Annotated in this window: 28 protein-coding genes and 1 pseudogene; 15 read left to right on the top strand and 14 right to left on the bottom strand. The window is 61.9% G+C overall.

The genetic code is table 11. The annotated features are described in order from the left end of the window. Positions 1-43 precede the first annotated feature (43 nt). The 4 genes from BJL86_RS00465 (at position 44) to BJL86_RS17345 (ending at position 3,232) form a co-directional block, all read left to right on the top strand. Positions 44-790, top strand: coding sequence for a lysophospholipid acyltransferase family protein (locus BJL86_RS00465; RefSeq protein ID WP_067473699.1), 747 nt, complete (start codon positions 44-46; stop codon positions 788-790). A gap of 270 nt (positions 791-1,060) precedes the next feature. Next, entirely contained in the window at positions 1,061-2,245 is a 1,185-nt protein-coding gene (locus tag BJL86_RS00460; RefSeq protein ID WP_067473702.1) for an IS481 family transposase, read from the top strand. 476 nt (positions 2,246-2,721) lie between these two features. Next, entirely contained in the window at positions 2,722-2,946 is a 225-nt protein-coding gene (locus BJL86_RS17780) for an NUDIX hydrolase N-terminal domain-containing protein (protein WP_197487558.1), read from the top strand. Then, the gene (locus BJL86_RS17345) at positions 2,840-3,232 is read left to right on the top strand and encodes an NUDIX domain-containing protein (RefSeq protein WP_418235955.1); all 393 of its coding nucleotides are present in this window, start codon (positions 2,840-2,842) and stop codon (positions 3,230-3,232) included. The genes BJL86_RS17780 and BJL86_RS17345 overlap by 107 nt, the downstream gene beginning before the upstream one ends. A gap of 485 nt (positions 3,233-3,717) precedes the next feature. Here the strand turns inward: BJL86_RS17345 and BJL86_RS00450 are convergent, their stop codons facing one another. The 3 genes and pseudogenes from BJL86_RS00450 to BJL86_RS00440 form a co-directional block, all read right to left on the bottom strand. Beyond that, positions 3,718-4,320, bottom strand: coding sequence for a DUF6037 family protein (locus BJL86_RS00450; protein WP_082908451.1), 603 nt, complete (start codon positions 4,318-4,320; stop codon positions 3,718-3,720). Between the two features lie 460 nt (positions 4,321-4,780). Continuing rightward, positions 4,781-5,257 carry a PaaI family thioesterase gene (locus BJL86_RS00445; RefSeq protein WP_067473708.1) on the bottom strand — a complete coding sequence of 159 codons (477 nt, stop codon included), beginning with the start codon at positions 5,255-5,257 and terminating at the stop codon, positions 4,781-4,783. Between the two features lie 84 nt (positions 5,258-5,341). After that, positions 5,342-5,635: pseudogene (locus tag BJL86_RS00440) on the bottom strand (integrase core domain-containing protein); the annotation flags it as partial. Positions 5,636-5,911: 276 nt separating this feature from the next. Between BJL86_RS00440 and BJL86_RS17890 the strand changes: the two are divergent. Together BJL86_RS17890 and BJL86_RS17885 are read left to right on the top strand one after the other, a co-directional pair. After that, a complete protein-coding gene (locus tag BJL86_RS17890) occupies positions 5,912-6,928 on the top strand; it encodes an IS30 family transposase (RefSeq protein WP_462675116.1) in 1,017 nt (338 codons plus the stop codon). Continuing rightward, positions 6,874-7,245: an IS30 family transposase gene (locus BJL86_RS17885; protein ID WP_462675117.1), complete on the top strand. Its 372-nt coding sequence runs from the start codon at positions 6,874-6,876 to the stop codon at positions 7,243-7,245. Before BJL86_RS17890 ends, BJL86_RS17885 begins: the two co-directional genes overlap by 55 nt. Positions 7,246-7,323: 78 nt before the next feature. Here the strand turns inward: BJL86_RS17885 and BJL86_RS00430 are convergent, their stop codons facing one another. Continuing rightward, positions 7,324-7,740: a VOC family protein gene (locus tag BJL86_RS00430; RefSeq protein ID WP_075844743.1), complete on the bottom strand. Its 417-nt coding sequence runs from the start codon at positions 7,738-7,740 to the stop codon at positions 7,324-7,326. Between the two features lie 828 nt (positions 7,741-8,568). Between BJL86_RS00430 and BJL86_RS00425 the strand changes: the two genes are divergently transcribed. Further along, positions 8,569-9,300: an IS5 family transposase gene (locus BJL86_RS00425; protein ID WP_156515278.1), complete on the top strand. Its 732-nt coding sequence runs from the start codon at positions 8,569-8,571 to the stop codon at positions 9,298-9,300. 23 nt (positions 9,301-9,323) lie between these two features. On the opposite strand, the gene BJL86_RS00420 is transcribed toward BJL86_RS00425, so the two are convergent. Next, positions 9,324-10,292, bottom strand: coding sequence for a GlxA family transcriptional regulator (locus BJL86_RS00420; RefSeq protein ID WP_067473718.1), 969 nt, complete (start codon positions 10,290-10,292; stop codon positions 9,324-9,326). A 51-nt stretch (positions 10,293-10,343) separates the two neighbouring features. On the opposite strand from BJL86_RS00420, the gene BJL86_RS00415 reads away from it, so the two are divergent. Beyond that, positions 10,344-10,736, top strand: a complete 393-nt coding sequence (locus BJL86_RS00415) for a cupin domain-containing protein (protein ID WP_067473722.1) — start codon at positions 10,344-10,346, stop codon at positions 10,734-10,736. A gap of 107 nt (positions 10,737-10,843) precedes the next feature. On the opposite strand, the gene BJL86_RS00410 is transcribed toward BJL86_RS00415, so the two are convergent. From BJL86_RS00410 to BJL86_RS00400, 3 genes are all read right to left on the bottom strand, one after another. Beyond that, entirely contained in the window at positions 10,844-12,013 is a 1,170-nt protein-coding gene (locus BJL86_RS00410) for an epoxide hydrolase family protein (protein WP_067473725.1), read from the bottom strand. Between the two features lie 144 nt (positions 12,014-12,157). Continuing rightward, entirely contained in the window at positions 12,158-12,337 is a 180-nt protein-coding gene (locus BJL86_RS00405; RefSeq protein ID WP_197487560.1) for a hypothetical protein, read from the bottom strand. A gap of 18 nt (positions 12,338-12,355) precedes the next feature. Next, positions 12,356-12,769, bottom strand: a complete 414-nt coding sequence (locus tag BJL86_RS00400; protein WP_067473728.1) for a MerR family transcriptional regulator — start codon at positions 12,767-12,769, stop codon at positions 12,356-12,358. 81 nt (positions 12,770-12,850) lie between these two features. Between BJL86_RS00400 and BJL86_RS00395 the strand changes: the two genes are divergently transcribed. After that, positions 12,851-13,834 carry an oxidoreductase gene (locus tag BJL86_RS00395; protein WP_067473731.1) on the top strand — a complete coding sequence of 328 codons (984 nt, stop codon included), beginning with the start codon at positions 12,851-12,853 and terminating at the stop codon, positions 13,832-13,834. After that, complete coding sequence (locus tag BJL86_RS00390; protein WP_067473734.1) at positions 13,831-14,835, top strand: IS481 family transposase; 1,005 nt, start codon at positions 13,831-13,833, stop codon at positions 14,833-14,835. Before BJL86_RS00395 ends, BJL86_RS00390 begins: the two co-directional genes overlap by 4 nt. Positions 14,836-15,040: 205 nt before the next feature. Here the strand turns inward: BJL86_RS00390 and BJL86_RS00385 are convergent, their stop codons facing one another. Together BJL86_RS00385 and BJL86_RS00380 are read right to left on the bottom strand one after the other, a co-directional pair. After that, on the bottom strand, positions 15,041-15,721 hold the full coding sequence (locus BJL86_RS00385) for a hypothetical protein (protein ID WP_156515279.1): 681 nt from the start codon (positions 15,719-15,721) through the stop codon (positions 15,041-15,043). Positions 15,722-15,951: 230 nt separating this feature from the next. Next, positions 15,952-16,338: a GNAT family N-acetyltransferase gene (locus tag BJL86_RS00380; RefSeq protein WP_197487561.1), complete on the bottom strand. Its 387-nt coding sequence runs from the start codon at positions 16,336-16,338 to the stop codon at positions 15,952-15,954. A gap of 268 nt (positions 16,339-16,606) precedes the next feature. On the opposite strand from BJL86_RS00380, the gene BJL86_RS00375 reads away from it, so the two are divergent. Further along, on the top strand, positions 16,607-17,704 hold the full coding sequence (locus tag BJL86_RS00375) for an IS110 family RNA-guided transposase (protein ID WP_067473743.1): 1,098 nt from the start codon (positions 16,607-16,609) through the stop codon (positions 17,702-17,704). A gap of 7 nt (positions 17,705-17,711) precedes the next feature. Further along, a complete protein-coding gene (locus BJL86_RS00370; RefSeq protein ID WP_067473747.1) occupies positions 17,712-18,533 on the top strand; it encodes an aminoglycoside 6-adenylyltransferase in 822 nt (273 codons plus the stop codon). On the opposite strand, the gene BJL86_RS00365 is transcribed toward BJL86_RS00370, so the two are convergent. After that, entirely contained in the window at positions 18,534-19,262 is a 729-nt protein-coding gene (locus BJL86_RS00365; RefSeq protein ID WP_067473751.1) for an HAD family hydrolase, read from the bottom strand. Between the two features lie 409 nt (positions 19,263-19,671). Here BJL86_RS00365 and BJL86_RS00360 point away from each other — a divergent pair, with 409 nt between their 5' ends. Next, positions 19,672-19,977, top strand: a complete 306-nt coding sequence (locus BJL86_RS00360) for an NIPSNAP family protein (protein ID WP_067473754.1) — start codon at positions 19,672-19,674, stop codon at positions 19,975-19,977. 48 nt (positions 19,978-20,025) lie between these two features. On the opposite strand, the gene BJL86_RS00355 is transcribed toward BJL86_RS00360, so the two are convergent. From BJL86_RS00355 to BJL86_RS00340, 3 genes are all read right to left on the bottom strand, one after another. Beyond that, the gene (locus tag BJL86_RS00355; RefSeq protein ID WP_156515280.1) at positions 20,026-20,169 is read right to left on the bottom strand and encodes a hypothetical protein; all 144 of its coding nucleotides are present in this window, start codon (positions 20,167-20,169) and stop codon (positions 20,026-20,028) included. 541 nt (positions 20,170-20,710) lie between these two features. Next, positions 20,711-22,510, bottom strand: a complete 1,800-nt coding sequence (locus BJL86_RS00345; RefSeq protein ID WP_067473762.1) for a hypothetical protein — start codon at positions 22,508-22,510, stop codon at positions 20,711-20,713. Between the two features lies 1 nt (position 22,511). Beyond that, positions 22,512-23,642, bottom strand: a complete 1,131-nt coding sequence (locus BJL86_RS00340) for a hypothetical protein (protein WP_067473765.1) — start codon at positions 23,640-23,642, stop codon at positions 22,512-22,514. Between the two features lie 1,304 nt (positions 23,643-24,946). Here BJL86_RS00340 and BJL86_RS00335 point away from each other — a divergent pair. Both BJL86_RS00335 and BJL86_RS00330 read left to right on the top strand, forming a co-directional pair. Further along, entirely contained in the window at positions 24,947-25,465 is a 519-nt protein-coding gene (locus BJL86_RS00335) for a GNAT family N-acetyltransferase (protein ID WP_067473771.1), read from the top strand. A gap of 312 nt (positions 25,466-25,777) precedes the next feature. Next, entirely contained in the window at positions 25,778-26,146 is a 369-nt protein-coding gene (locus BJL86_RS00330) for a helix-turn-helix domain-containing protein (RefSeq protein ID WP_082908452.1), read from the top strand. The last annotated feature ends 54 nt before the right edge of the window (positions 26,147-26,200 follow it).

The raw sequence follows: 26,200 nt of genomic DNA, 5'->3' as shown, positions 1-26,200 counted from the left end.
CCCGGCCCGTGCGCGGCCTGGTCGGAAGACGGAACAGAGGACAATGACGAACAAGACGTACTGGGTATTGAAGAACGTGGTCATCGGCCCATTCCTGCGCGTGTACAACCGCCCGTTCGCGCGGGGAATCGACAAGATCCCGTCGACCGGCCCAGCGATGCTCGCCTCGAACCATCTGGCCGTGATGGATTCGTTCTACCTGCCGCTGCTGTCCCCGAGGCAGATCACCTTCCTCGCGAAGAAGGAATACTTCACCGGAACCGGCCTCTCGGGTGCCATTCAGAAATGGTTCTTCACCTCGGTCGGCCAGGTGCCCATCGACCGTTCCGACAAGGACTCGCAGACCGCCGCAATGGCGACGGGCCTGCGCGTACTCGAGCGCGGCGAACTCCACGGGATGTACCCCGAGGGCACGCGCTCCCCGGACGGTCGCCTCTACCGGGGCAAGACCGGCGCCGCCCGCACGGCCCTCAAGGCCGACGTCCCCGTCTACCCGGTGGCGATGATCGACACCCACAAGGCCAACCCGATCGGCTCGTGGATTCCGCGGCCGCACAGGTGCGGCCTCGTGGTCGGCGACCCGCTCTACCCTGCAGATTTCCACGATGCCGGGGACGACTACGCCCAGGCTCGTGCGCTCACCGATGCGATCATGGAGCGTCTGGCCGAGCTGGGCGGGCAGGAATACGTCAAGGACTTCTACGCCGCCGACGTGAAAACGGCCCTTGAAAAGGGAGAGGGCTACCCCGAGGGCTCCGAGCCCGGCAAAGGCGAGGTACTGGGTGCCTGAACGGCCCCTTTAACGAAAAAAGGAGCCCGAATCGGACTGATCCGATTCGGGCTCCCCTTGCAGCTCCACACTCGAACTGCTCTAGCGTGCGCGAGGGGGTGTCTGATGACAGGACATCGTTCACCCATGTGGCGCGACATCGTTCACCCCACCAAGACCACATGTGACGAGACATCGTTCACCGCCGACATCGTTCACCCGATGTGACGGGACATCGATCAGCCACGGCGTGTACTAGCGATGTGACAGGACATCGTTCACCGTCAAGAAATGACGACGAACGAACAGATCATCCGGATGGCTCTATCAGGGATAGGCGTCGAGGCCACAGCCCGCGAACTCGACTTATCGGTGCGATGGGTACGCACACTCGTAGCGCGCTATAGAGCCGAAGGCGAACATGCCTTCCAGCCCCGATCAAAACGACCACACACCAGCCCCAACGCCACGCCAACAGCCACCCGCGAGGCGATCATCACCACGCGTAACTATCTCCTCGGCAACGGCTACGACGCCGGCGCCGAATCCATCGCCTACCAACTCCACATCCACGGCCACCCCGCACCATCGGCACGCACGATCCACCGGATCCTCACCGCAGAAAACGCCGTCACCCCACAACCACACAAGCGGCCACGTTCAAGCATCCGACGATTCGAAGCTTCTCAGCCCAACGAACGCTGGCAGGGCGATTTCACCCACGTCAGACTCGCGAACGGCACTGACTGCGAAGTCCTCAACTTCATCGACGACCACTCACGCTTCCTGGTCACCATCGCCGCCCACACACGAGTCACCGGCACCATCGTCACGCAACAATTCGCCCAGGCATGTCTCGACCACGGCCACCCCGCCTCAACACTCACCGACAACGGCATGGTCTTCACCTCGAGATTCACCCAAGGAAAACGCGCCACAGGCAAAAACGGGTTCGAAAAATACCTCCACGACCACCAGATCGTGCAAATCAACGGATCCCCGGCGCACCCTCAAACGCAAGGCAAAATCGAACGATTCCACCAAACATTAAAACGCTGGCTCAACGCCCGCCCACCAGCAAAAACAACCAATCAGCTCAACACGCAACTCGCCGAATTTCAGCACTACTACAACAACGAACGCCCGCACCGAGCGCTCAACAGAAGAACACCAGCACAGGCCTACAACAACCTGCCCAAATCCTCACCGGAAACCAGCGACCTCAAAGAGGTCAGAACCCGACAAGACCGCGTAGATCAGGACGGAAAAGTCTCACTCCGCTACGCCGGCCGCATGCGCCACCTCGCAGTCGGACGCCCACACAAAGGCACACCAATACATCTCGCCCTCATCGATAACCACGCCTGGATCGCCGATTCCAAAACAGGAGAAATACTCGCCGAATTCATCATCGACACCACCAAGGGCTACCAACGAAAACAAAAACCCCCACCCGCCAGCGAACCCCCGAAATGACAAATGTGCCGGGACATCTGGTGAACGATGTCCCGACACATCACAGCGTGAGCAGTTCAAAACCGCAGGTCGTCGCGGCGTACAGCGACACGTTCCCGGTGATCACGTTCAGAATTCCCGGCGATTCGCACCGAGCTTCAAGAAGGGTTCTCTCCGAGAGGCGGCGACCTAATGGACGGTCACGTACCGGGTGCCGTCAATCGAGGGAGAGCACCTCGTGACTCTCCCCTCCGCGGTGGTTTTGGACTTCTTGTCAGGCCGGGGCCGAAGCGGCATGCTCGACGTAAGCTCCAACTGTCGGCGTCGGTGGTCAGCTCAAGATGTCTCCTCCGCGCGCAGCAGTCCCGGTCCTGGAGTGCGAAGTTCTAGTGTAGGAACTTGCAACGTCACGCGCCCCTGGGGCCCTACATCCTGTGCCTCACCGTCAAACCGTCAAATCCGCCCCCACGCACTCCACATCCGGAAGGGTCGAAAATATGGTTCAGCAGAAGGAGAGCACCGACCTCCGACGTCTGTCTATCGAGCTCACGGCAATAGCCGAGTCTGGACTTGCTTATTGCGATGATCAGTTTGATATTGAGCGTTTCCACCGTATTGCGCGACTCGCGGCCGACCTCACGGACACGATTGCCACGAACCCCCCAACATTCGTACGACAGACACATCGCCTCGGTAGCCGGTTATACGACACCGAGAATTGACGTTCGGGCAGGAATTTTCGACAACGACGGCCGCATTCTTCTCGTGCGAGAAATTGCTGACCATGACCGATGGACGATTCCGGGCGGCTGGTGCGACGTGCTCGAATCTCCAACCGAAGCCATTGAAAGAGAAGTACTGGAAGAAGCCGGAATCCACGCTCGTGCACGTCAATTGGCCGCGCTCATTGATCGTGAAAAGTGGCCTCACCATCCGCCTTATGACAGGCACATCTACAAGCTGCTCTTCGTGTGCGAGTCAGCTGAGCTCGTAGATTTCGGCTTCTGAAGTAGTGAAACGAGCGAAATAGCGTATTTCGACATCGACGATTTACCGACGCTTTCCCGGTCCCGAGTACTTCCAGAGCAAATCAAACTGCTGCATCGCCATTGGCTGCGGCCAAGTAGAGCCGAGTTCGATTAATTCGAAGAGAAATGATCAAGATCTGTGGATCTTGGCGGGTGCGCCTTCCCGCAGAATGATCCTGGTCGTCATTTGATCACGTCAGCGTTGCAGCGTTGGCGGAAAGGCACGTCCTACGTCTCTTACGGTAGTCAACACCGATGAAGGTTCCAACCCGGCGGACGACGGCAGGGGGCCTGAACCTGGTTCTTGGACAAGCCGACTCCCGCATCCGTGTAGGTGACGGGAGAAGCGAGATGATCTGAGAATTATGGTCAGGCCCCACGAACGGACTCGGCGAGCCCCGGCAAGAGGAGACGATGGTTTCCGGTCTAGTGAGCCAAGTCCGGTCGGTACGGGCTTCCCGGCCGTTATCGCCCGTCGGCAGCGTCGATGATTTCGTCGTCAGTGCGGCAGTCCTCCCTTTCTGTGGAGTAGCAGAATGACACCGTCGGGTCGTCTTCCCACTTCGCGAAGAGAGCGGGTCGCAGCATCTGGGTTTTCTGCGCGTTATAGACCGTCCGAGTTGCACCGGTTCTGTTACGCATAATCCCGGTGCAGTACAACCTGTTCGGGTCTTCACTGTCGCTGACGAGGAGGCGTCCGCACACGGCCTCTCGCTCGGCGGCCGCTAGCCGTCCGACGTGGTCAGGAATGTGCGTCCCCAGATTCTCGGCGAACTGCGTCAGGAAGTCTCCAAGGTTCTCCACCCAGTTGACCCTGAAGTAGTTCCGGAATGCGGCAAAATTGTCCGGCAGTAACCTACGCGAGTTCGCTGGGACCTCCAGCATTCTGTTGAGGTCGGTTCGGTCTGCGAAGCAGAGCTCCACAAGGGCCCACTCGGGGCCGCTTCCGTCGGGAATGTACCTCCTCACGAACACGAAGTATTGGCGCTGGTTGTAGTTGAACGGGAAGCAGGTGATTACCCACTCCCGAATTCTCATGTCGTCTCGAAGAGCTTTTAGATTCCTCATAGGCATTAGCTTCGTCCTTCTGCTCGATACCACCCGACGGCGCGATGCTCGTCGCCCGGTCGAGTCTTGTCATGTCGTTGACGACGTTGCGAGACCGTCTCGTCTGTCGGAATGCAATCTGGTTTGACGAAGTCCATTGGCAAACCTTGACAATGGCACGCTGTCCTCGGCGCGGTCGTCAAGATCGACCAACTCGTGGATGGACATCGAATTGCGGCTTCGCTGTTGCAATAGAGTTTTCGGTGCGACGATTGTCGGCGCAACAGAGGAGCGTCCCCTCCTTGGTCAGGATCCCCTTTGAGGCCCGGGGAGGTTGCGACCCGAGTATCGGCGTCACGGCTTTCCTGCCTTGATACGGGGTGCAGGGAGCGACGAGAGCGCTTGGCGAGATTAGCTACGTCGGTGATCCCTGACGTTACATCGGATGGGTTCTGGGTGGCAGCGCTGGTGATTGTCGGCGTCACGTTGGCTGCGTCGTCGTCCAGTCATGCTTCAGAACTCGTGCTGTTGCCGTTGCCGTTGCAAGGGTCATTCCGTCAGCGCTGAGTAGTTCGCCTGCGAGGAAGGCGATGTGGCCTCCGCGGTGCACGATCCGGCCTTGCCCGGTGAGTGTTCCCGGTGCGGCCGGGCGCAGGAAATTCACCTTCAGCTCCAGGGTCGGCGCGAACTCGTCGGGGGCGAGGGTAGTGGCCAGTGCAGGGCCGAGTGTCTCGTCCAGCATCGCAGCGAGGAACCCACCTTGGACTTTCCCGGTGGGGTTGACGAACTCGGGACGGGCCTCGAACGTCGCTTCGAACTCCGCGAACTCGGCATCTGCCCGAACAACTTTCAGCCCCAGCAGCTCGGCGGCCGGGGGTGCAGGCAGTCGGCCGGCAATGAACTCCCAGAAGGGTCCGGAGCGCACGTCGGGGCCGTCGGTGGTTCTGTTGGTTTCCATGGCCCAAGAATGCCAGGAACATCCGACATTCCATCACACTCGGCCAGGGGAAGGGACTGCTGCACGATCGGGAGACACTTGAGGTTAGGCCGCCAGTGCGGCGGTCGGGTTCATCATGGTCTCGAATTCGATGGGCGTCAATCGGCCCAGGCGGGCTTGCCGGCGCCGGCGGTGATAGGTCCGCTCGATCCAGGTGATGATCGCGGCACGGAGCTCGTCTCGGGTGCGCCACGCCTTCCGGTTTAGGACGTTCTTTTGCAGCAGCGCGAAGAACGATTCCATCGCCGCGTTATCACCGGCCGCGCCGACTCTGCCCATCGACCCAATCAGATAGTGGCGACGGATCGCGGCGACGTATTTCCTTGATCGAAATTGGGCGGGTTCAATCAGTCGATGCAACACCTCACTTACGAAGGTGATGCCATGGCTGAACGGAAGTGTACCCCGCAGCAGCGAGAACGGTTTTTCGTGCTCATCGACCAAGGGCAAAGCGTACGAGCCGCGTCAAAATCGGTCGGCGCTTCTCCTGATGCCGGCTATCGATGGGTAAAGCAGGCTGGTCTCAACGTGCGACGCGCCACTCCTCGCAAATTCACGCGGGCCGAAGAGGACGAGTTCTTCCGTCGACTCCAAGCGACGCCGAACGTCTCGGCAGTGGCACGAAGCATGGGAATCAACCGGGTGACGTGCTACAAATGGACCCACCTGGCTGGGATCTTCACCGGTTCCAGCATCAATTCCAAGCGCGAGGAGTACCTGCGTCTGCGGGCCGCCGGGTGGACCCGTGAACGAGCCCGGGCGTTCGTCGGCCTGGACAAGCGCAGTGCCGCCGACGCCGACAAGGGCATCCAATCGTTCTACGGTGGCCGAGTTCTAGCCGACGGAACTGTCAATCGCTACACGAACCAGCAGATCATAGAGCGTGTGAAGAACTCCCGCACCCGCTACGTCCAGGGCGAACGCATCAATCTTGACACCGTCGACAAGGTCATCCACTCCCGCTGCTTGAGCATTATCGAGCGCGAGGCGCTGTTCGATTACCTCCGCGAAGGACTCACTATCCGCCAGATCGCGGCGCGGATGGAACGTTCACCTTCCACTATTAGCCGTGAACTGCGGCGAAATTCCTCTGGCTCTCACGGATACCGGCCGCACGCTGCACACCGCAAGGCTGCAGCTCGGCGAGCATGCCCCCGGCCGGTGAAGCTCCTGACTATCTCGGCACTGTTGGGGTACGTGCAATACGGCCTTGAGCAACAGTGGTCCCCGGAACAGATCAGTCGGCGCCTGCGTCAGGACTCCCCAAGCGATCCCACGATGCGGCTATTCCCGGAGACGATCTACCAGGCGCTCTACTTGAATGCCCGCCCCTACCTGCGGCGGGAATTGTGTCCCCATCTGCGCAGGGGACGGCGTCGTCGCAAACCCCACCGGGCACCTGATCAACGTCGTCCCCGGTTCACCACGCCGATGACGCCCCTGTCTCAGCGGCCCGTCGTCGTCAACGACCGACGACAAACCGGGCACTGGGAAGGAGATCTTATCGTCGGGCACCGGGGCGTTCCTCGATCGCGACGGTCGTCGAACGCACCACACGGTTCACCATCCTCGCTCACGTGGGCAACGAGCGGTTCGCGGACGTGCTCAGCGCCAGCCTCATCAACGTCATGAGCTCTCTACCTAGCGAAATGCGCCGAACGCTGACCTGGGATCAAGGCGCGGAGATGAGTTCGCATGGCGTGACCAGCGCGGCCTTGGGGCTGAAAATCTACTTCTGTGATCCTGCCTCGCCATGGCAGCGCGGCTCGAATGAGAACACCAACGGGCTGCTACGTCAATACTTCCCGAAAGGCACACCGCTGCAGCGGTACACCCAAGACGACCCCGACGCTGTGGCCAGCCGCCTCAACCACCGTCCACGAAAGTGCTTGGACTGGGCAACGCCGGCGGAACGCTTCTCCCGAGAGATAGAATCCCAGACGACCTGACCCGTTGCATCGATTGCTGGAATCCAAGCATCCGACGATCTACCCGTTAGTGCAACAGCGCCAATGCAAGCGGCAATCTCAATCGGGGAGCACGACATCATTAACCGGGCCGGGAGCGAACGCAACTTCCCACCGGTACCCATCCGGATCACCGAAGTATCCGCTGTATCCGCCCCACTCCCTCTCGACCGCCTCGGCGATCGGTTCGGCTCCTACGTCCCGTGCGGTTCGCAAGATTTCATCGACTTCACCACGCGTACCGACGTTGTGCGCGAGGGTAAGCGGCGCTACACCATCGCCAACAGAAATCTGGCCAACCTCCTCCTGGAATCGATCGCGATCCCAAAGTGACAAAATTAGGTGCTCTCCCGCACGGACCATAAAAATGTCCGACGCTTCAAATTCCGGTTTCCAACCGAGCCCCTCCAGATAAAAACGCCGGGACCGGGCTACGTCCGCGACAGCGAGAGTCACGAGAGAAATGCGAGGGTCCATAGCTCCCAGTGTAGTTCCGCCCGACGAACTTTCGCGCAGGTGCGACGTACCGCCCCGAGGTTGTTGGAGATAGGTGCGTCTGGGGAAGGTTAGGGAGCGAAGCTGGGGACTCAAGCTATCCCAGGCTCTGAGGTAAGGGCCTGAAACTTTACGACCGGGGAAGGAGGTTCACAGTCTGACGAGCATGGCGTTTTTGTCGTGACGTTTTTCGAGTATTTGCGATTGAACGGGCGGACGTTCTGATTCACCTACGTTCGCCAGCGAGATTGCGGCGCTGTCTCACTGCAGCTTCAATTCTATGGTGTCGACGCGGACTTGTTGAGCCCCGAGTTCGGGGTTGCCTGAAGAATGGCAAGAGCTACATTGACATGACTAGTTCTCTGCGGACTGTACTGTCACGTTTGTGGGCTAGATTCTGATCAACTCGACTGCCGAGCGACGCTCATGTCCTCAGCGTAGAGGACACGGGCGCGGCCGCTATGTACTCCGACAGAGCCGCCTCCGTTGCGGCACGACCACAATCTGGGCCGGCCGGCGAGAACCGGCTGTGCCTCCGCCGTTGATAGAACGGGCAGCGGAAGGCTACCATTCCGACGACGGTATGCGGCCGGCCCATCACCTCCCCGATACAGCGGTCACCACGATACGAAGTCCAGAGCGAAACGCACAGTTCTGCACCGTCAGACATGTAGGACTTGCTTCGCTGGTAGTTACTCACCGAGTTCCAGCTCGCGCGGGCTAGGTGTTGCTGGCCAGAAGGTTGTTGACAGCTGACCTCTAGGGCGCGTCTCCTAAGTTCGTGCGGGGTCAGTCTGCGAACCTGGGCGGATGAGTCGTCGAAGCGTGTTGTCCGACGCGCAGTGGGAGGCCATCGAGCCTGGGCCGCCGACGGCACCTGGGACCGCGTCCTCGACGCTCTCCTGGTCCGTGCCGACGCGAGCGGGAAGCTGGACTGGTCAGTCGCGGTCGACTCCACGATCTGCCGCGCTCACCAGCACGGCACCACCCTCGAGCGCACCACAGGGGGCACTGTGGAACCACAAGAATCTCCGCCACGAGCCTCCTGACCACGCCCTGGGTCGCTCCCGCGGCGGGCCCTCGACGAAGATCCATCAGCTCGTCGACGGCCACGGCCTCCCGCTGGTGATCCTCTGCGGTCCCGGCCAAGGCGGAGACTCACCAATGCTGGCCCCGCTGCTGGATGGTCTCTCCGTCGCACGGGACGGGCCAGGTCGACCGCGGACGAGGCCGGACATGCTGCGCGGCGACAAGGCCTACTCCTCCCGCGCCACCCGCCGGACTCTGCGGAATCGCGGGATCAAGGCCGTGATCCCTGAACCTCGCGATCAGCAGCAGCACCGCCGCAACCGGGGTTCCCGCGGCGGCCGGCCCGTCGACCTGGACGTCGAGGCCTACCGCGGTCGCAACGTGATCGAGCGTGGCTACAGCGACGTGAAGCAATGGCGCGGCCTGGCCACCCGCTACGACAAACTCGCCCTCACCTACCGCGCCGGCACCGTCCTCCGCGCGATCATCCAGTGGCTCAACCACCTCCTTTAGAGACGCGCCCTAGGTGTTGCGGGTCATGACGCCGAGAACGTGCGGCGGTAGGCGGTGGGAGTGAGACCAGTCTGATCCGCGAGTCGAGCGCGGAGGTTGGCGGTGGTTCCCAAGCCGCTCCGAGACGCGATCTGGTCGATGGTGAGGTCGGTCTGTTCGAGCAGACGGCGTGCGTGCTCGACGCGAACGAGCGTCAGCCATTGATTCGGAGTGCATCCCAGCTCAGCGCGGAAGCGTCGGTGCACTGTCGCGGGGCTCATCGCCGCTCGAAGGGCCAGGTCCCTGACGGAGATCGGTTCCGTCGCGTGCTGCTCCGCCCACGTGAGCATCGCTGCGAGAGGACTCTGGTTCTCCTCGGGGAGCGGATGTTCGATGAACTGGCGTTGCCCACCGGGGCGATGGCCGGGGAAGACCAGTCGGCGTGCGACTGCCGCTCCGGTCTCCGCGCCGTGGTCGCGACGTACGACATGGAGCGCGAGATCGAGGGCGGCCGCGCTGCCGGCCGAGGTGAGGATGTCGCCATCGTCGACGAAGAGGACGTCGTCGTCGACGCGGACGCGCGGGAAGCGAGCCCGAAACTCGTCGGCCCACTGCCAGTGCACGGTGACGCGGCGTCCGTCCAGCACCCCTGCTTCGGCGAGGGTGAATGCTCCGCTGCACATCCCGATCATCCGTGCGCCACGGGAGAAGGATCGGGCTATCGCATCGAGCACGTCGGGGTGGTGGGGCGTGGACGTGTCGGGTCGGTTCGGCACGATCACCGTGTCCGCCTGCTCCATGACAGACAGATCGGCGATGTCGGTCATCGCGAAGAGCCCCTGCCGCATCGATACGTAGGACTCCCTCGCGCACATCTCAACGTCATAGAGCAGTCCGCCGGCCTCCGGGCGGTCGATGGCCAGAACTTCGGTCAGGCACGCCAGCTCGAAGGGGTTGGAACCCTCATCGACAAGAGCGACAACGGAACATCCATGCGAGGAAAGTTGCGACATGCGTCATATCTTGCACTGTCGCGAGGAAAACGCAAGGTCCATGATCGAGACATGACGACTGTGAGCACCAATATCGACACCGCACTGGCATCTTTCGAGGAGCACTGGAGTCCTCGATTCCTCGCCCAGGTCAACGACTTCGCCGTCCGTGTGGTCAAGGTCGAGGGAAGCTTTGTCTGGCACTCCCATCCGGACACCGACGAGCTGTTCATCGTGCTCGATGGCACCCTCGATATCCACCTTCGCGAGGAGGCCGGAGGCGAGACGGCGGTGCATCTCGAGCGACACGATGTCTTCGTCGTGCCACGAGGCACCCAGCACTGCCCGGAGTCCCCGGGAGGCGCGAGCGTGATGCTGCTCGAACCGGCCGGGACGCTCAACACCGGTGACTATGCGGGAGAGGTCCCGGACCACATCACCTCGACGACGGGTATACAGGTGTGATCGGTCCCGTGGTGGCCGGGGAGCACTCACATGACCTGCGGCTGAGGCGACGGTCGACCGGACCTGTGCGCCCCCGAGGCCTGATCGGCCGTCGGCCCGGCTCCCGGTCACCGCACCCGAGCGGTGCGCCGACCCGGGTGGTGGTGTGCCGCGACCGCCCGGCGCAGGTCCGCGACGACCATCTCCGGCTCCTCCCAGAGCCCGAAGTGACCTCCGCTCTCGAGCGTGGTCCACCGGACGATGCGGTTGTTCCGCTCGGCGAAGCGACGGACCATCGTGCTGATGTCATCGGGCATCCGGCAGACAGCGGTCGGGACGGACGAGGCGGGCTGTTCCGCCACCCACTCCTCGCCCCCTTCCTGGTAGTACCGGGCGGATGAGCCGAGCGTGCCGAACAGCGCGTAGATCGAGACCGTCGTCAGCATCTCGTCGACGTCGATCGCCTCCTCTGGATTCTCGTCGGCCGCAGACCAGTCGCGGAACCGCTCGATGATCCAAGCGAGCAGCGAGGCGGAGGAGTCGGCACCGAAGTAGGCGACCGACTGCGGGCGGGCAGACTGGACCAGGGCATAGCCCGAGAGCTCGTAGGCGTAGCGCATCGACGCGGCGAGGGCCGCACTCTCCTCGGGATCATCGTGGTCGATGGTCTCGGGGGTCGGTCCCTGCGATCCGAACAGCGCCGTCAAGTGCAGCAGCGCAACCGGGGTGCCCTCGAGCAGGCCCATCCGACGGGCGATGATCGCCCCCAGGTCATATCCGTGCACCACGACTTCCGTGTACCCCAGGCGCCGCACCAGGTCGCAGAACGCCTCGGCGGCGCGCTGTGGCCCCCACCCTGTGGTGGGCCCGGACACGCCGAAGCCGGGGATCGTCGGGGCGATGACGTGGAAGGCCGGGCTGGTCGGGTCGGGCGGCTCCGCAAGCTCGTCCATGACTCCCGCGAACTCGGTCGAACTCCCGGGCCAGCCGTGCAAGAGGAGCAGGGGTGTCGCGTCCTCCCGTGGAGAGGGGCGGTGGAAGAAGTGCACCGCGTGGCCGTCGATCACCGTGGTGAACTGAGGGATCGCGTTCAGTCGGTGCTCTTGTGCGCGCCAGTCAAAGCCCTCCACCCATCGCCGGGCCAGGCGCTTCCCGTAGGCGACGGGCATACCGGAGCTCCAGTCGGCCCCGTCCGACGGTTCGGGCCAGATCGTCTCGCGCAGTCGTGCGCGGAGGACGGCAAGTTGAGTCTCGGGAACCTCGAGGGTGAACGGCGTGATCGAGATGTCTGTCGTCATGCCCTCGACGGTAGGAGGCTTCCCGGACGGATCGTGTCCGGGAAGTTTGGCCGCCGTGCCGCATCCCTACAGCTCCTCGGGGTCCGGCGAAGGCTTCGGATCCGTGCTACGGCATGTCTCCAAAGGCGCTCCAGCCGATTGGCGTCAGCCGATCACGGCGTCTGTAACTTCGACTTCCACGAGCTGGCGGTCGTATCCGAGTGCGGCAACACCGATCAGCGCGCTCGGCACGTCATGGTCACCAGATGCGTCGCGGACGACCTCCCATGCCGCCACGAGATCAGCCTGGTAGGAAGATGCGACGAGCACACGGGTAGCAACCACCTCCTTTAGAGACGCGCCCTAGTCGAGCCCCGTCTTGCTGGTGGGGTCCCATAACCCGACGGCGTTTCCATCCCGGATATGTTGGCGATAGATGTCGGTCTTCCGCTCAATGACATTCCTGGCTTGTTCTAGGGCGTGTATCTGCTGGTTGACCCGGTCTCGTTGAGCGTCGAGAAGCGCCAGACGCTCGGGCTCATTTCCAGGTCCATGCCGCACCAATGCGGCGAATCGCTGCAGTTCTGCGACTGGCATTCCGGATTCACGAAGCTTGGTGCAAATCTGAAGCCAGGCGATATCAACCTGCGCATAACGGCGGCGACCGCCCGCGGTGCGCTTTATAGGTCCGACGAGTAGTCCCTCGCGCTCGTAGAACCGCAGCGCATGAACACTCATCCCGACTGCGTTCGCCACCTCGCCGATCGAGAACGTCATCGATTCTGTTGTGCCCACTACTCACTTCCCATCTCTGTTCGGCTTTACCTAGAGTTCACTCTAGGTCATATCGTCAACGGCATGACACTCGCAGAACAACACTCTCTCGGATCCGGATTCACCGCCGCCTCGACGGCAACAGACGTGCTCGTCGATCGTGACCTCTCCGGCCAAACCGCTGTAGTCACGGGCGGATACTCAGGGCTGGGACTCGAAACCACCAGGGCACTCGCTTCCGCTGGTGCTCGGGTGCTCGTGCCTGCTCGTAGGGCGTCGGTTGCGCTGGAATCCCTGGCTGGGCTCGACGGTGTCGTGGTCGTCGAGGGCATGGACCTCGCTGACCTAGGCAGCATTGCTGATGCGGCGGAGAAGATTAGCGTCGCGACCGACCGAATCGACATGCTTATCTCGGCCGCGGGCGTGATGGCCACCCCACTCCGGCCAGTTGGGCCGGGGTGGGATTATCAGTTCGCCGTCAACCACCTCGGGCACTTTGCGCTCACTACGCGGCTGTTTCCGCTGTTGGTTCGCGCCGGAGGGCGCGTTGTCTCCTACTCATCTGCTGGGCACCACGCGTCGGATATCCGCTGGAACGACCCGCATTTTCTGACCGGCTACGACAGATGGGCCGCGTATGGGCAGTCGAAGACCGCTAACGTGCTCTTCGCCCTCTGGCTTGATCGTCTTGGCGCTGATCACGGGGTTCGAGCGTTCGCGCTGCACCCTGGCAAGATCATGACCGGCCTCCAGCGGCAACTCTCAGTTGCTGAACAAGTCGAACTCGGGTGGATCGATCTCGACGGGAACGTCGCCGATGCCGACTTCAAAAGCCCGAGCCAGGGTGCCGCCACGGGCTTGTGGGCAGCTACTTCCCCCAGCCTTGAGGGACGAGGGGGGCTCTATCTCGAGGACTGCGACATCGCCCCGGTGGCAAAGGAGGGCGGCACGATGGACCAGGGAGGTGTTCAGCCCTATGCGCTCGACGTTTCGAGTGCTGAACGACTCTGGCGGCTCACTTCTGCGATGACAGCGACGAACCTCTCCTTGTATTCCGCAGACGAATGAGGTCCCACAAGAATGCTCCGCTCACGCCCGAGGGCCGGAAGCGGCTCGTTGAACGTTGCCGCACTCGGCCGATCGCGCACGTAGCCGCCGAGATGGGCATTTCGCGGGCGACCGCTTCGAAGTGGGTGAACCGCTACCGGAAGTTCGGCAGGCTTGGGCTAATCGATCGCTCGTCAGCTCCGGTCAGGCAGCCGAAAGCAACGCCGGGAAACACAGTGGCACGGATCGAGCATCTGCGTCGGGTGCAGAAATGGTCGGCGTCTCGCATCGCCTTCGAGCTCCGTGCTGAGGGCATGGCGTCTAGTCGACGCACAGTTACTCGGCACCTGGCCCGGCTCGGCCTGAACCGCCGCCGGTTCATCGACCCCAACGGTGAGAGCAACCGGGAAGTCAAAGTGATCACCGCCAAGCACCCCGGGCACATGATCCATCTGGACGTGAAGAAGATCGGACGCATTCCGGACGGCGGCGGCTGGCGGGCGCACGGCAAGAACAGTCCCGAAGCCAGGGCCGCTGCCCGCGCGAAAACCCGCGGAGCGCGAGCCGGATACTCCTACCTGCACTCCGCGATCGACGGACACACGCGCCTGGCGTACACCGAGTCACTTGAGAACGAGCAGGCCGCCACCGCCGTCGCGTTCTTGAACCGCGCCCGCAAGTGGTTCGCCAAGCACGGGATTGTGAAGATCGAGCGGATTATCACCGATAACGGTGCCTGCTATCGCTCCAATATTTTCGCCGCCGCTCTGAGCGGTGCTGAGCATCGCCGGACCAAGCCGTACACGCCCAAGCACAACGGAAAAGTTGAACGCTACAACCGCATCATCGCCGAAGAATTCCTCTACGCGAGAGCTTGGACCTCAGAGCGTCAGCGCGAGGAAGCGCTTCTGACCTGGAACCTGCACTACAACTATCACAGACCTCACGGAACCCAAGACGGCAAGCCGCCTGCATCCGCGACACCACAACGCGTCGATAACGTCTTGGCCTCATACAGCTAGGCCGAAGACTCATCGGCGCCGATCGAAGGCGAAACGGGTACAGGCGGATTGTTGGGATAGTGCGTGTGGTCGACGGCCTGTCAGTGTGAGTCGATGGCGACCTGGGGCGGACACGCGCCAGCGACGATGCCGGCCAGGCAGATAGGGGCGACGTTGGAGCGGTGACAGGCCACATACCGTCCACCGGCGGCCTGAGCTATTGGTGTCACGTCGCAGGCGGGTTGAGGGTCATGCCCGGGGGTTGGTTGAGCCATGCGGCGCTGACGGTCGACCATGCGCCCACTCCGAGTTCCAGTGACTGCGTGCGTAGTTGCTCGATCGCTGTGGCTGGGGGCTGTTCGGTGTCCCAGATGGTGCCAGGGTGTGCGAGGAGGAGACCACTGATACTCAATGCAATAGCGTCGAATTTGCGGGCCACCGATGCCCAGTGGCACTCGCCGTCGATGACGGGCCATTCGGTGGTGACCTGACGCCACTGCCTAAGAGTATCGACACGGTACATCCGCGCACGGCGCCTATCGAAGTCGACAATCGTGCGTGGACGGTCTGGATGCAGATTCTCACCGCATATTGTCCACGTGTCCTCCTCGCCCGAGAGGATCGTTGCCGTCCAAAACGCTGTCCTCGGGTGATACTGCGGCCGCTCGCGAGACAACATAGGAAATTCCGGCGACCGAAAAGGACTCGGATCACCGCCGTGGGCAAACCCCGATTCGACAGTAGCGCGGTCGAGTTCTGCGAGCCGGGCGCGCACCGCGTCCTCAACATCGTCGCCGATATGCTCTGACTCCTCGCGGATCTCGTCGAGGCTGGCCGGGCCATAAAGAAAACTGGCAACCGCACGTATCGCGTATTCACACGCCGTCTCAAGGTCAAGCGTCGCCATCCCCTCACCGAGCACTCGCGACAGAAACTCGACACCCGGAACGGTGTCTCTGAGTCTCTCCTTATGTCGAAACACCACCTCACTCCTCTCTTGACGCGTGGACACCATCACCGAGCACCGCCGCCGAATCAACCGGCGGCGCACCCTTCAACTTGCCCGCAATCACGCCACAACTCTGAAATGCGAATCAGTTCGACCAACCCATTTGTTGATTCCGTTTGCGCTTATTGTTAATCAAGCCGCTTTCCGAGTCGTAGCCCGGTCTGTTCCCATCCGAGGTGTTTGTAGAATTCGTGGGAAGTATGGCGGTCTTGGCCCGAATTGACGACGGCGCGGCCAGCTCCTCTGGACGTCGCCCAGCATTCGAAGGCTTCGGAAAGTTTGACGCCTATGCCGGTGCCTCGTGCGTGCTGGGACGTGACCAACGCAATCAACTGGCCGGCCGAGACGTCATCCTCGATCGGATACACGAGGTGTCCAGCTGCGAAACCATCGATGCCGCCGTCAACGTTCTCCGCTACCCACATCATGTATGTGTCGTCCTCAAGCAATCGCCTCACGCGGGTACGAATCTGGCCTGCGGTTGCCGGATGCGACAGGTCGTCGAACAGGTCCACTAAACAGTGAAGATGGAGTGGAGTTGCTCGGTCGGGGTCTGACTTCCCAATAAACTGACCAGTCCGCTGCTGCGGGTGTGTCGTTCTTTCGACCTGTCGATCTCGGTCGGGCAGCTCGCCACCTGGCGGTGGTTGTGGCCGTGCCGGGCGGGATGTGACTTCATAGGACGTTGAGATCCGAGTGCCCCATCACTGTTTTGTCCGCCCGGCCGGCGTCGGTCATCCAGCACCGCACCCGTGAGAAGCGAGTGAAGGAGACCTCTCCACCATGACAGCAGCACCGACAGTCGAGCAAGAGCCGATCATCGTTGGCATCGACACCCATAAGGACATCCACCACGCCGCGATCCTCAGCGCTCGCGGGGCGCTCATCGCCGACCAGCAGTTCCCGGCTACATCGCGTGGATACGCACAGCTCCTGGCCTGGACCGCGACGGTCGGGCCTGTCGCTGTGTTCGGTATCGAGTGCACCGGCTCCTACGGTGCTGGCCTGGTACGTCATCTCTTGGCCGAAGGGCACGATGTTCGTGAGGTCAACCGCCCGCACGCGCACACCGCAGCTCGTCGGGGAAAGACCGACGCTATCGATGCCGAGGCCGCTGCCCGCAAGATTCTCGCCGGTGAGGCTCCAGTGGTGCCGAAGAACACCAGCGGCGTCGTTGAGTCGATCCGGATGCTCACCCTCGCTCGTAATTCGGCGGTTAAAGCGCGGTCTATTGCACAAACTCAGCTTCAGAATGTGCTCGTGACAGCCCCTGGCGAGCTTCGTGAGCAGATCAACGCCACCACAGGTCCGAAAGCTCGAATCGCCGCATGCCGGCGACTACGACCTGATACTGCTGGGCTGACCGATCCGATGCAGGCAGCCAAGCTAACCCTGCGCACTTTGGCGAATCGTGTGGAAGTCCTCAACGAGGAAATCGGCGACCTTGACCAGCAGCTCGGCCAGCTCGTCGCCGCGACCACACCCACGTTGGTCTCCAAGATCGGAATAGGCACCGGCCACGCTGCGCAGTTCTTGATCAGCGCGGGAGAGAACGTCGGGCGTCTGCACACCGATGCCGCGTTCGCCCGGTTGTGCGGCGTCGCTCCGATTCCTGTCGCCTCCGGGAAGACGCATCGTATGCGCCTTCACCGTGGTGGCGATCGGCAAGCCAACCGCGCGCTGCACATGATCGCCGTAGTCCGTCTCCGCTACGATCCGCGGACCGTCGCCTACATGGAACGTCGTCGGGCAGAGGGACTCTCAAAGAAGGACGTGCTGCGCTGTCTGAAAAGGTTCATCGCGAGGGAGGTCTACAACGATCTCCGGCGCGACCTTTCCGCCGTGTCATCGACCCGGCCGCTTGTCGCTCTAGAGGGATAATACCGGTATGGACTATGAGCATGCAGTAGAAGCTGTTGTGACCTGGGCGAAGGGGCAACCCAACGTCCGTGCTGTGGTCCTCACTGGATCTGCCGCTGACCTTAGCCAACACCCCCTGTCGGACCGCGACATCGAGCTCCACGTACGAGAGACCGAGCCTCTCGAACTTGATGACTCATGGTGGGAAGAACTCGGAGAAGTGCTCGCGGTCGAGCGACTGGAGAACGCCGAGGAGCAGCCAACACGCCTGATCTACTACGTCGGAGGAAAGCTGGACTTCACCCTGATCGACGCCACCAGCAGGGAGAACGACTACGAACGCCCATACTCGGTCCTTCTCGACAAAGATGGTGCTACCTCAGAATTCTCGGTAGTCGCTCCACCGGCACAGATGCCTGATCAGAATAGCTTTGACGAATGCTGCAACTGGGCGGCAGCGGCAGCACTGATGACCGCCAAAGCCATCGCCCGAGATGAGCCCTGGAGCGTTGTCACTCGCGACTACGACCTCAAAACAGAGTTGCTACGCATGATCGAATGGGACCACAACCTGCGCTATCGAGGAACCCGCGACGTTCGCTATCTCGGCACGCGCATGCGCAACTGGATGGACCCCGCGGTTCAAACGGCACTTGAACACTGCTGGGGCCCGTTCGGGCACGACAACACTCGTCCGCTGCTGGCAGCCATTTCACTCTTCGACGACACCGCAACCCGAGTAGCGCACGAGAGCGAGATTGAGAGCTTCGACCTAACCGCCGTCCGTGAAGAGGTCGACCGAATCCTCTCTACCGCAGAAGGTGCCGAGATGGGGCCGGACGCTACTTGACTATCTATAGGACGGTCGATCGGCATCAGAGGCGCGGACTGTTCTGATGGCCGGGTCGTCGCGTCTCAGTTCATTTGCAGGCTGCTCGGCGGGGGCACCCGAGGTAGCGGCCCGAAATATCGATGCCAGCTCCGTCAGCGAATCAAGTCGTAAGTCTGCAAGGGAACTGTCGACATGGCGGCTGTGGATTTGTCCCCATGGACCACGACGAAGCAACGCGGTTCGGAACCCGACGGCGGCGGGAATGATGTCATTGTCGAGTCGATCGCCCACGTAGAGGATCTCACCGGGCTCGGCGCCGGAGGCGTCGGCGATCAGCGAGAAAAAACTGGTCGAGGGTTTGGCTACGCCCCACTTTGCCGCTGAGGCGATGAAATCTGCATCGAAGCCACCGGCTCGCAGGCAGCTCGTAGCCCCCGCAAGCTGGTTACCAGCGATACCAACAACAAAGCCAGTATCTCTTGCTGCCAAAAGGCAGTCGAGTGCATCCGGGTAAAAATCACCTGGTCGGATCTCCGTCGCGGCTGATGGTGCTTCGACACCGAGAATGTCCCAAGCTTTGTGATGCGACTCTTGCTGCTCGATCAGCGCCCCGATGACGCCCATCAGCGTGAATGGCGACACGCCTACGGTGTGCGCCTGTTGGGCCCACAAGCGGGACTCGTCGATGAGAGTTTCACCGACATCGAACACCACTACCCGGACGCGACCTGGCAACTGCTGATCCATACGAACATCATCTCAGTCCCGCCGGGAGAACGACTCGATTGCGAACTGACAGCCCACCCGGAAATGATTTCTCGTCGCGAGACCCTTATTATTCATCCTTCGTAGCATCCCGGGCGCCATCGACGCAGGACGAGTAACCGGCTCGTTCCGGATTCTCGCCCTTCGCGCTTCGGAAGCTAAAAGACCGCGTGGCTGAACGGCAGGTCAACAGTTTAATTCACGTCCCTCCCATACTGTCGGCTCGTCTACTTGCACTGCTGGATTACCTTTGGATTTTTCGTCCGCACGACCGCACGCATGCACCGCGGCGACCAATAAGGTCGTGCCGGGAGTAGTTGGTGGACTGCGGCCACGCTGGCCGCCCCAATCGCCGGAATGCTGACCTGGATGACCTGCTACCGTCGCTAACATGATCACCTGCGTAGTCCACTACCAAATCGACCCCGAGAAAGTGGAATCGTTCGAAGCGTTCGCCCGCGAGTGGATTCGACTCGTCAACAAACACGGCGGAACCCATCACGGCTACTTCCTCCCCGCCGAAGGTCCCAGCGACCACGCCGAAGCCCTTTTCAGCTTCGAAAGCCTCGCCGCCTATGAGGAGTACAGGAAACTTTTCAACGTTGACCCAGAATTCATCGCCGCGGACAAAATCCGCGACGATAGCTCGTGCGTGATCCGATACACGCGCACATTTATGCGGCCACTTTTCCACTAGCCAATTCGCGTACCGTCGAAGAGGCCACAATTCGGTATTTCCATGTAGCTAACGGCTCTCGATCCACGGCAAGCATTTCTTGACTTCGGCTGCGCCTGGATCGGCCGCATCGAGCACGCGTGGCCAATCGGTCACGCCTTGGGCGATGCCGTCTACAAAACGGATCCGCCCACCGTCGTCCACGTAGTCCACCAGCCAAACCCCTGCATGTATATTCGTGAGGCTCTCCGGCGGCGAATTGAACGGCACGACCACCATAAATGCGTCCGAGACTTACAGGGCCTGTACGGCGTAGGCCTGTATCGGTGTGATGGGTAGCTCATGCGCGCCGGACACGATCATGTCACGAAGACTCAGAGCGACGACAATACAAAACGGCCCCCTGATGTCGTCATCCTTCGTCGAGCAAGCCGAGAGCAGAACGGCCGAACCGGCGGCAGCAACGACAAGGAGATGCACAAAAATTTATGCCACAATCTCTGCCGCCGAATGACCTTTACTCCCAGCCGATGCATGGCGCGCAGCTAGTGCCAGAACGCTTAGGTAGAGCGACACAATTCTTTAGGCTCAAGCAATACAAACGGGTCTGCTGCGCGTGGAGGAGACAACCTCACAGCTATCACAAGTGGAATCGAAGTCAGGCTTTCAGCAGTCAACGGGATAAGGAGTGCGGAGTCGCCCGCGGCAGGATTGCTTTCCTCGCCGCGGGCGCCTCTGACGGCTCCGCTTTGACTTAGGTCAGTGGTGGGCGCCTGGTCGCTCGGTGTCCGAGGTCACGATCGAGATACTTCATTCCATTGCGTAGTACGTTCGTGGCATCGGGGATAAAACCCTTCTGCATCGACACGTTGCTTGCGACGAGTGCGAGCGCGATGGTGATCGCCATGAGCGGTTCGCGTCTGGGCCCGTGGTTGACGCTCGTCATGCCGCTGACGCTGCGGTTTTTGGTGTGCGCGAACTTTGATTCGGTGAGCGCGCGCCGGTTTTCGAGCGCGAGTGTGTGTTCCCACGACCCGGGCGTTAACGCGGCCTGCACCGTCTTGAGCTGCTGCTCGGTCAGCGTGACCACGACTTGTCCGCTGCAGCAGCGGTACTGCTCGCGGGCCCAGGTGGGCCTGGCTTCGGGAATGGTGGTGTCTCGGGCGGCGACACCGTCCATGAGGGGGCAGCGGACTCGGCCCTGGGCGGCGGGGCATTGCAACCCGATCTTCCAGGGCCGCCGGCCGCTGCTATCTGGCTTGGTCCCTTGGTAGAGGCCGGTGGTGCGTCCCATGACGAAGGGGAGTCGTTCGGCGAGCCGCCGGTCGTGCTGGGCGATCCCGTCGCTCGACGTGGCGAGGTCGCGGCGCCGCTTGGTGACGTGTTCGCCGAGCAGATGCGCCGCCGCGGGACAATAGAACTCCCCGCTATCCATGATGGGACCCGGGTTCGGGGCGTCGACGCTGCGGCGGTCCGTGTCTGTGGAGGCGAACGTGTACGCCCCGCGCACAGCGCCGCGCGTGGTGCGCCGATTCGGATAGGCGTGGAGCAGATGGTAGCCGCGCTCGAGGATGCCGCGGGCGAAATCCGTGCTGCCCAGGTAGCCCATGTCTACGGTGAGGGTGCGTGGTGCGGCCCGTCGCCGGCGCGGCGGGATGAGCCCGTTCTCTTGGGCGGTGTCGATGCAGCGCAACACGGACGACGTGGAACCGGCGGTCGGGGCGTGTAGGGCCATTGCCAACGCGAGCCGAGGGACAAGGCCCGGCTGGGCCAGTGACCCCATCGAGGTGGCCACTGTGGCTTCGAAGCCGTGCCCGATTTTCCCGATCGTGCCCTGACCGATGCCGGTGTCGTTGGTGTGGAGCTCGTGAGAGCGTTGCCGCAGATAAAAGCCTGCTCCTGGGGCTGCGGCACGTTTCTTGCCAGGTTTGGAGCCCATACCCGCTTCGAGCTGACTGACCGGGAAAATCGACCCGTCGGCGACGAGGTGCCCAGCGTAGTCGTCGAGTGCACCCGGGGCGATCGACGCCCAAAGCAGCGCGTTACACACCTTATGGAGGCGTTCGGCGTTTCTCGCAGCTCGGGCGGCTTCCGCCGCGGTGGTGCGGGCGATGCGCTCGGCGCGGGCATGGTTAGTCACACGCCGCGCCTCCAGGTGCGGGGAAGGATCGATGACCCGCAGCCGCAACTCGCACCACATCCAAAAACGTGAATATTCCCGCTGAAACGCCTTCTGCTCGACTACTGCGGCCCGTTCGTCAACGGTCAGAACCATGCCGACGCGGCGCAGCTGGGTATCGGTGAGTTCGTACAGTCCGCGGAGAATAGCCGCGTACGTCACCGGGCACCCGCACGATACGAGCATCGCCGTCATCGTCAGGACGGCTTCGAGGGTGAACGCCGATTTCGATGATCGGCCCCCGGTGCGGATGCCATCGTAGTGCATCCATTCGGCGATCATCACCACAACATTCGAACGCTTAATGATCTTTCGTGCTTCGTCGAAGATGGCGTCTGACCATGAGGGGCGGGGAATAGTACAAATCGGGGCCATGTCAGGCGTCCTTTCCATGGGAGTCGAGCAGGCGTACGTGCTGGTCGACGCGGTAGGTCGGCAAGAACGGGCGCAGATCACCAACATCAGGGGATTCGTAGGCGTCGGCGAGTTGAATGAACGCTGCCGGCGGGAGCAACATCGCTGACAAGTCGACGATCCAGCGGTAGCGCAGTCGCGCGCTGTGGAAATCCGTGCGATGACCCTTACTCACGAGGTGCTCGCGCACACGATTGAGCACGTTGCGATCGCCCGCGAAGAGCGGTCCGGTGCCGACCTGTTCGGCGCGCGCGAGAACACGGTCGCCTTGCCGCGGGTCGAAGAACGGGACCTCGCGCCGGCGCCCTTGGGAATTCGTCAACGTCACCGCGACAAGCTGCCGGCCTTCGGGGAGCCTGTGGACGCGCACATCGTTGCCGGTGAGACGATTCATTTCCGACGCCCTCGCCCCGACCCCGGTGCCGAGATCAAGCATCATCGTCATGACCGTGGCCTTCGGCGCCGAGATCGTCTGCGCCAGGCGATACCAGCTGGCTACTTCGGCGTGGGTCGCGGGAATTTTTGCCCGGCTACGGCCCAAGCGGTGTTCTTCGCCGGCGACATGTTCACCTGGGTGCATGATCCGGGCTGCGGCCCGCAATTGGCTGCGCCGTGACCGCAAAGTTCCTTCACCAATCCCGCGTTCACGCTGGATGGCGATATACCGGTCGATCGCGCTGCGCCGCAACGCCCGCTCGACCGAGAATGTGCCGGCGCCGAGGGCCTCGTCGACGAGATACCTCGCCAACGCGCCGCAGGCACCGACATCGTTTTTCGCCGACTTCGGCGTCCGGGTGCGCAATTGCAGCTCGATCGCCGCGCGCTTAGCGTCGGCGCTCCACGGCGACGACGCGATAACCATATTGGCCGTTTCCAGACGCTGGCGTCGAGCGTCGCGCGCGTCATCAGCGTCGCTTCCGGCCTTGTCGGTGCCGCCGCGCACAGGGAAACCCCACTCGTTGCGGGCATCTGGGGCGGGCGAGGACCGCACCAGCCCAAACCCGACTGGCTCGGCGGCCTCGAACTGGCCTTCGTCAGCGCCGTCATTGCGGTCCGGGTCGGGGCTAGCGGCCGGGGCAGGAAAGCGGCCCATCAGAGCTCGCCCCCTACTTGAGCATTGACAACGTGAAAAGGGTACGACAAACTACACATACAGGAACTCCTTCGAGTTTCAATAGAAAAGTGATTCAGCAGTTAGTGGCTGCTGTTCAGGACCTAAACCCGGGTAGCCGCCCGGGTTTTCGTCATTTCTCTGCGACGATTGACCCCACGTCACGACCGGCACGCGGTCGCGGGTCTGAAGTTCGGGTATCTCGTCCCGCCGGAGTGTGCATCTACATGGGAGCGTCACCGTCCTCGGCGGGCTCATCCACACCCAAATACGTGGCCATCGCCATCACGACGACGCTACTTACCGTCGCCCGACGCTGCCGGGCCGTGGCATAAAGCGGTCCCGCAAGCCACGCAGGGAGCCGTAAATGCACGTCAACCGCGTACCAGGGAGAGCGGGGCATCGACGCTCGTCTAGGAGCGCCGTACCTGCTCTTGGGTACGCGGTTATCTGTCATCGAAGACACAACCTTCCTGCACGCTGCGGCGCAATCACCGTCCACGCCCTATTTGCGGACGAGAACAACCACGTGGACCTTCCACGCAGCCTATTCAGTTATGCGATTCACCAGCGTGTGATGTTGTCTTCGATTGTCATCGATTAAATCACACCGTTGTCATTCGCGCAAGCAAGCGCAACCAAGCACACTGAATCCGCGCCTGTGTATCGCTGTATACTGCGGGAACGCTGTTATGACATTGAGTCTGGACACGTTGCCGCGGCGCGGGATGCCGCATAGCCCAATCCCGTGGCGTTCGAAGGCCTTGGCGTGTTGCCGCTAGGCCAACATCGCCGATGGTGTCGACTCGCCGCCTCCAGACGGCGTACCGGTCAGCTGGATCCGAAGGTAGATTTCGCAGCGTGAACGCCTCGACGAAAGAGCGCATGGTCCACGCACTGGACGGCCTCGTCACGCACCCTGCCAATCGCGTTGATACTGGTGACGCCGCTGCGTAAAAAGCCCGCGCTCGACTACTGCACACCTCGAGTATTGGGCACGCGTCAGCGAGCCGTTACAGAAGACGCACCAGGCACAGGGCAACCAGCACGGCGCGCTCACGCCGGCGACACCGACCGAGAGGACCTCGACGAGACCGAGTCCGACATTTTCGACGCCGAAATCGAGGCAGGGATAGCCGGGAGAACGGCCGCAACCAACCACGCCACGAAACGAGCCGCACTCGGACCATCTTCTGCGGCAGCGCACTGCTGTGCGTCGAGGTGCCACGTGCGATTAGGGCGGGAGGACGACGGAATTCGGGCTCGACGTGACTAGAGTCGCCGGTATGGGTCGCTACATCATTCGAAACGCTACTCGCGCAGATGCGGGATCTATGGGCCGAGTAGTCGTAACTGAGTGGAAAAACACGTACCCGGGTCTCGTCGATCATGACAAGCTTGACGCTTTGGACCCGGTCGAAGCTGCCGATAGATGGCGCGAGATCATCGATGACCTCGAGACGGGCACGTTCCCGGCGCCGCGTTTGAAGTGCGCGGTAGACCGAAACTGCGGAGCGGTTGTGGGGTTCGCGCTCGGCGGGCCAGCCCGTGACGTCGACGCCCCAGCAGCCCATGAGGTCTGGAGCCTTTACGTCGACAGCTCGCACCACGGCTCGGGTGTAGCCGCGGAGTTGCTGGCAAGCGTGATAGAGCCCGCGGCGCGTGAGGTGTACCTGTGGGTGGCAACAGGCAACGCGCGCGCGATCGCCTTTTACCGTAAGCACGGATTCCATGTCGACGGTCAAACGCGCGTTGATCCGGGATGGAACTGTCACGAGTCCCGGATGCGTATCCGCAGGCAATAAGGGGCTACGAAGAGATGGTGACAGAACGAGCCCACAAAAACACAACGCGTTGACCTGCAGCATTGGTCAAGCCCGACAATCGATCTTGACAGCCACCTCGAGGATAGACAGACACAAGCGTCGGTTGAGGCTGTGCACGGCCGAAGTTCCAAGATACCGACAGGAATCCAGATTTTGACATCCACGACAACGAGTCAATTTGGGTTGCATATCGACATTCACGGGCGAGGTGGCTCGCTTGGCACAGTATTCTTGTTCTGCTTGTAGCAGATCGTGCCGTATCGTTTCTGCCTGCTGGATACGCTAGGTGCCATGCAACTTTCCTACTTGGGCCTCCGCAATAAACGAGAAAGTACGGGCCGTGTGGGTGCCGCCCGCTCACCTGTGCTTGACGTAGAGCCGTTGTGGCGTGAAGCGCTTGGCATGCAGTTGCGTCGAATACGGCACGAGCGAAAAGAGCGTTTGATCGATACTGCCGAAAAGGCGGGCGTGTCACCGCAGTTCCTGTCCGAAATGGAGCGCGGCCTCAAAGATCCTTCGAGCGAGATGATCGCCGCTATTGCTGGAGCGCTGGGCGTGTCCTTGGGTGAACTGACGCAGTGGGTGTCAGCGCAGTTGGAATCGGCGAAGAACTGGCCAGCCGGTCCTGCAGGCGGAGACGGGCTGGTCCTCGCAGCCTAAAACCGGCGTTGCCCCATTTGGCGCGAGGTGCGTTGACCGTCCGGGTTCGGCTTC

The sequence above is a fragment of the Dietzia timorensis genome, assembly GCF_001659785.1.
In the GTDB taxonomy this organism is placed as follows: Bacteria; Actinomycetota; Actinomycetes; order Mycobacteriales; family Mycobacteriaceae; genus Dietzia; species Dietzia timorensis.
This window is presented reverse-complemented; position numbering and strand designations above follow the sequence as displayed.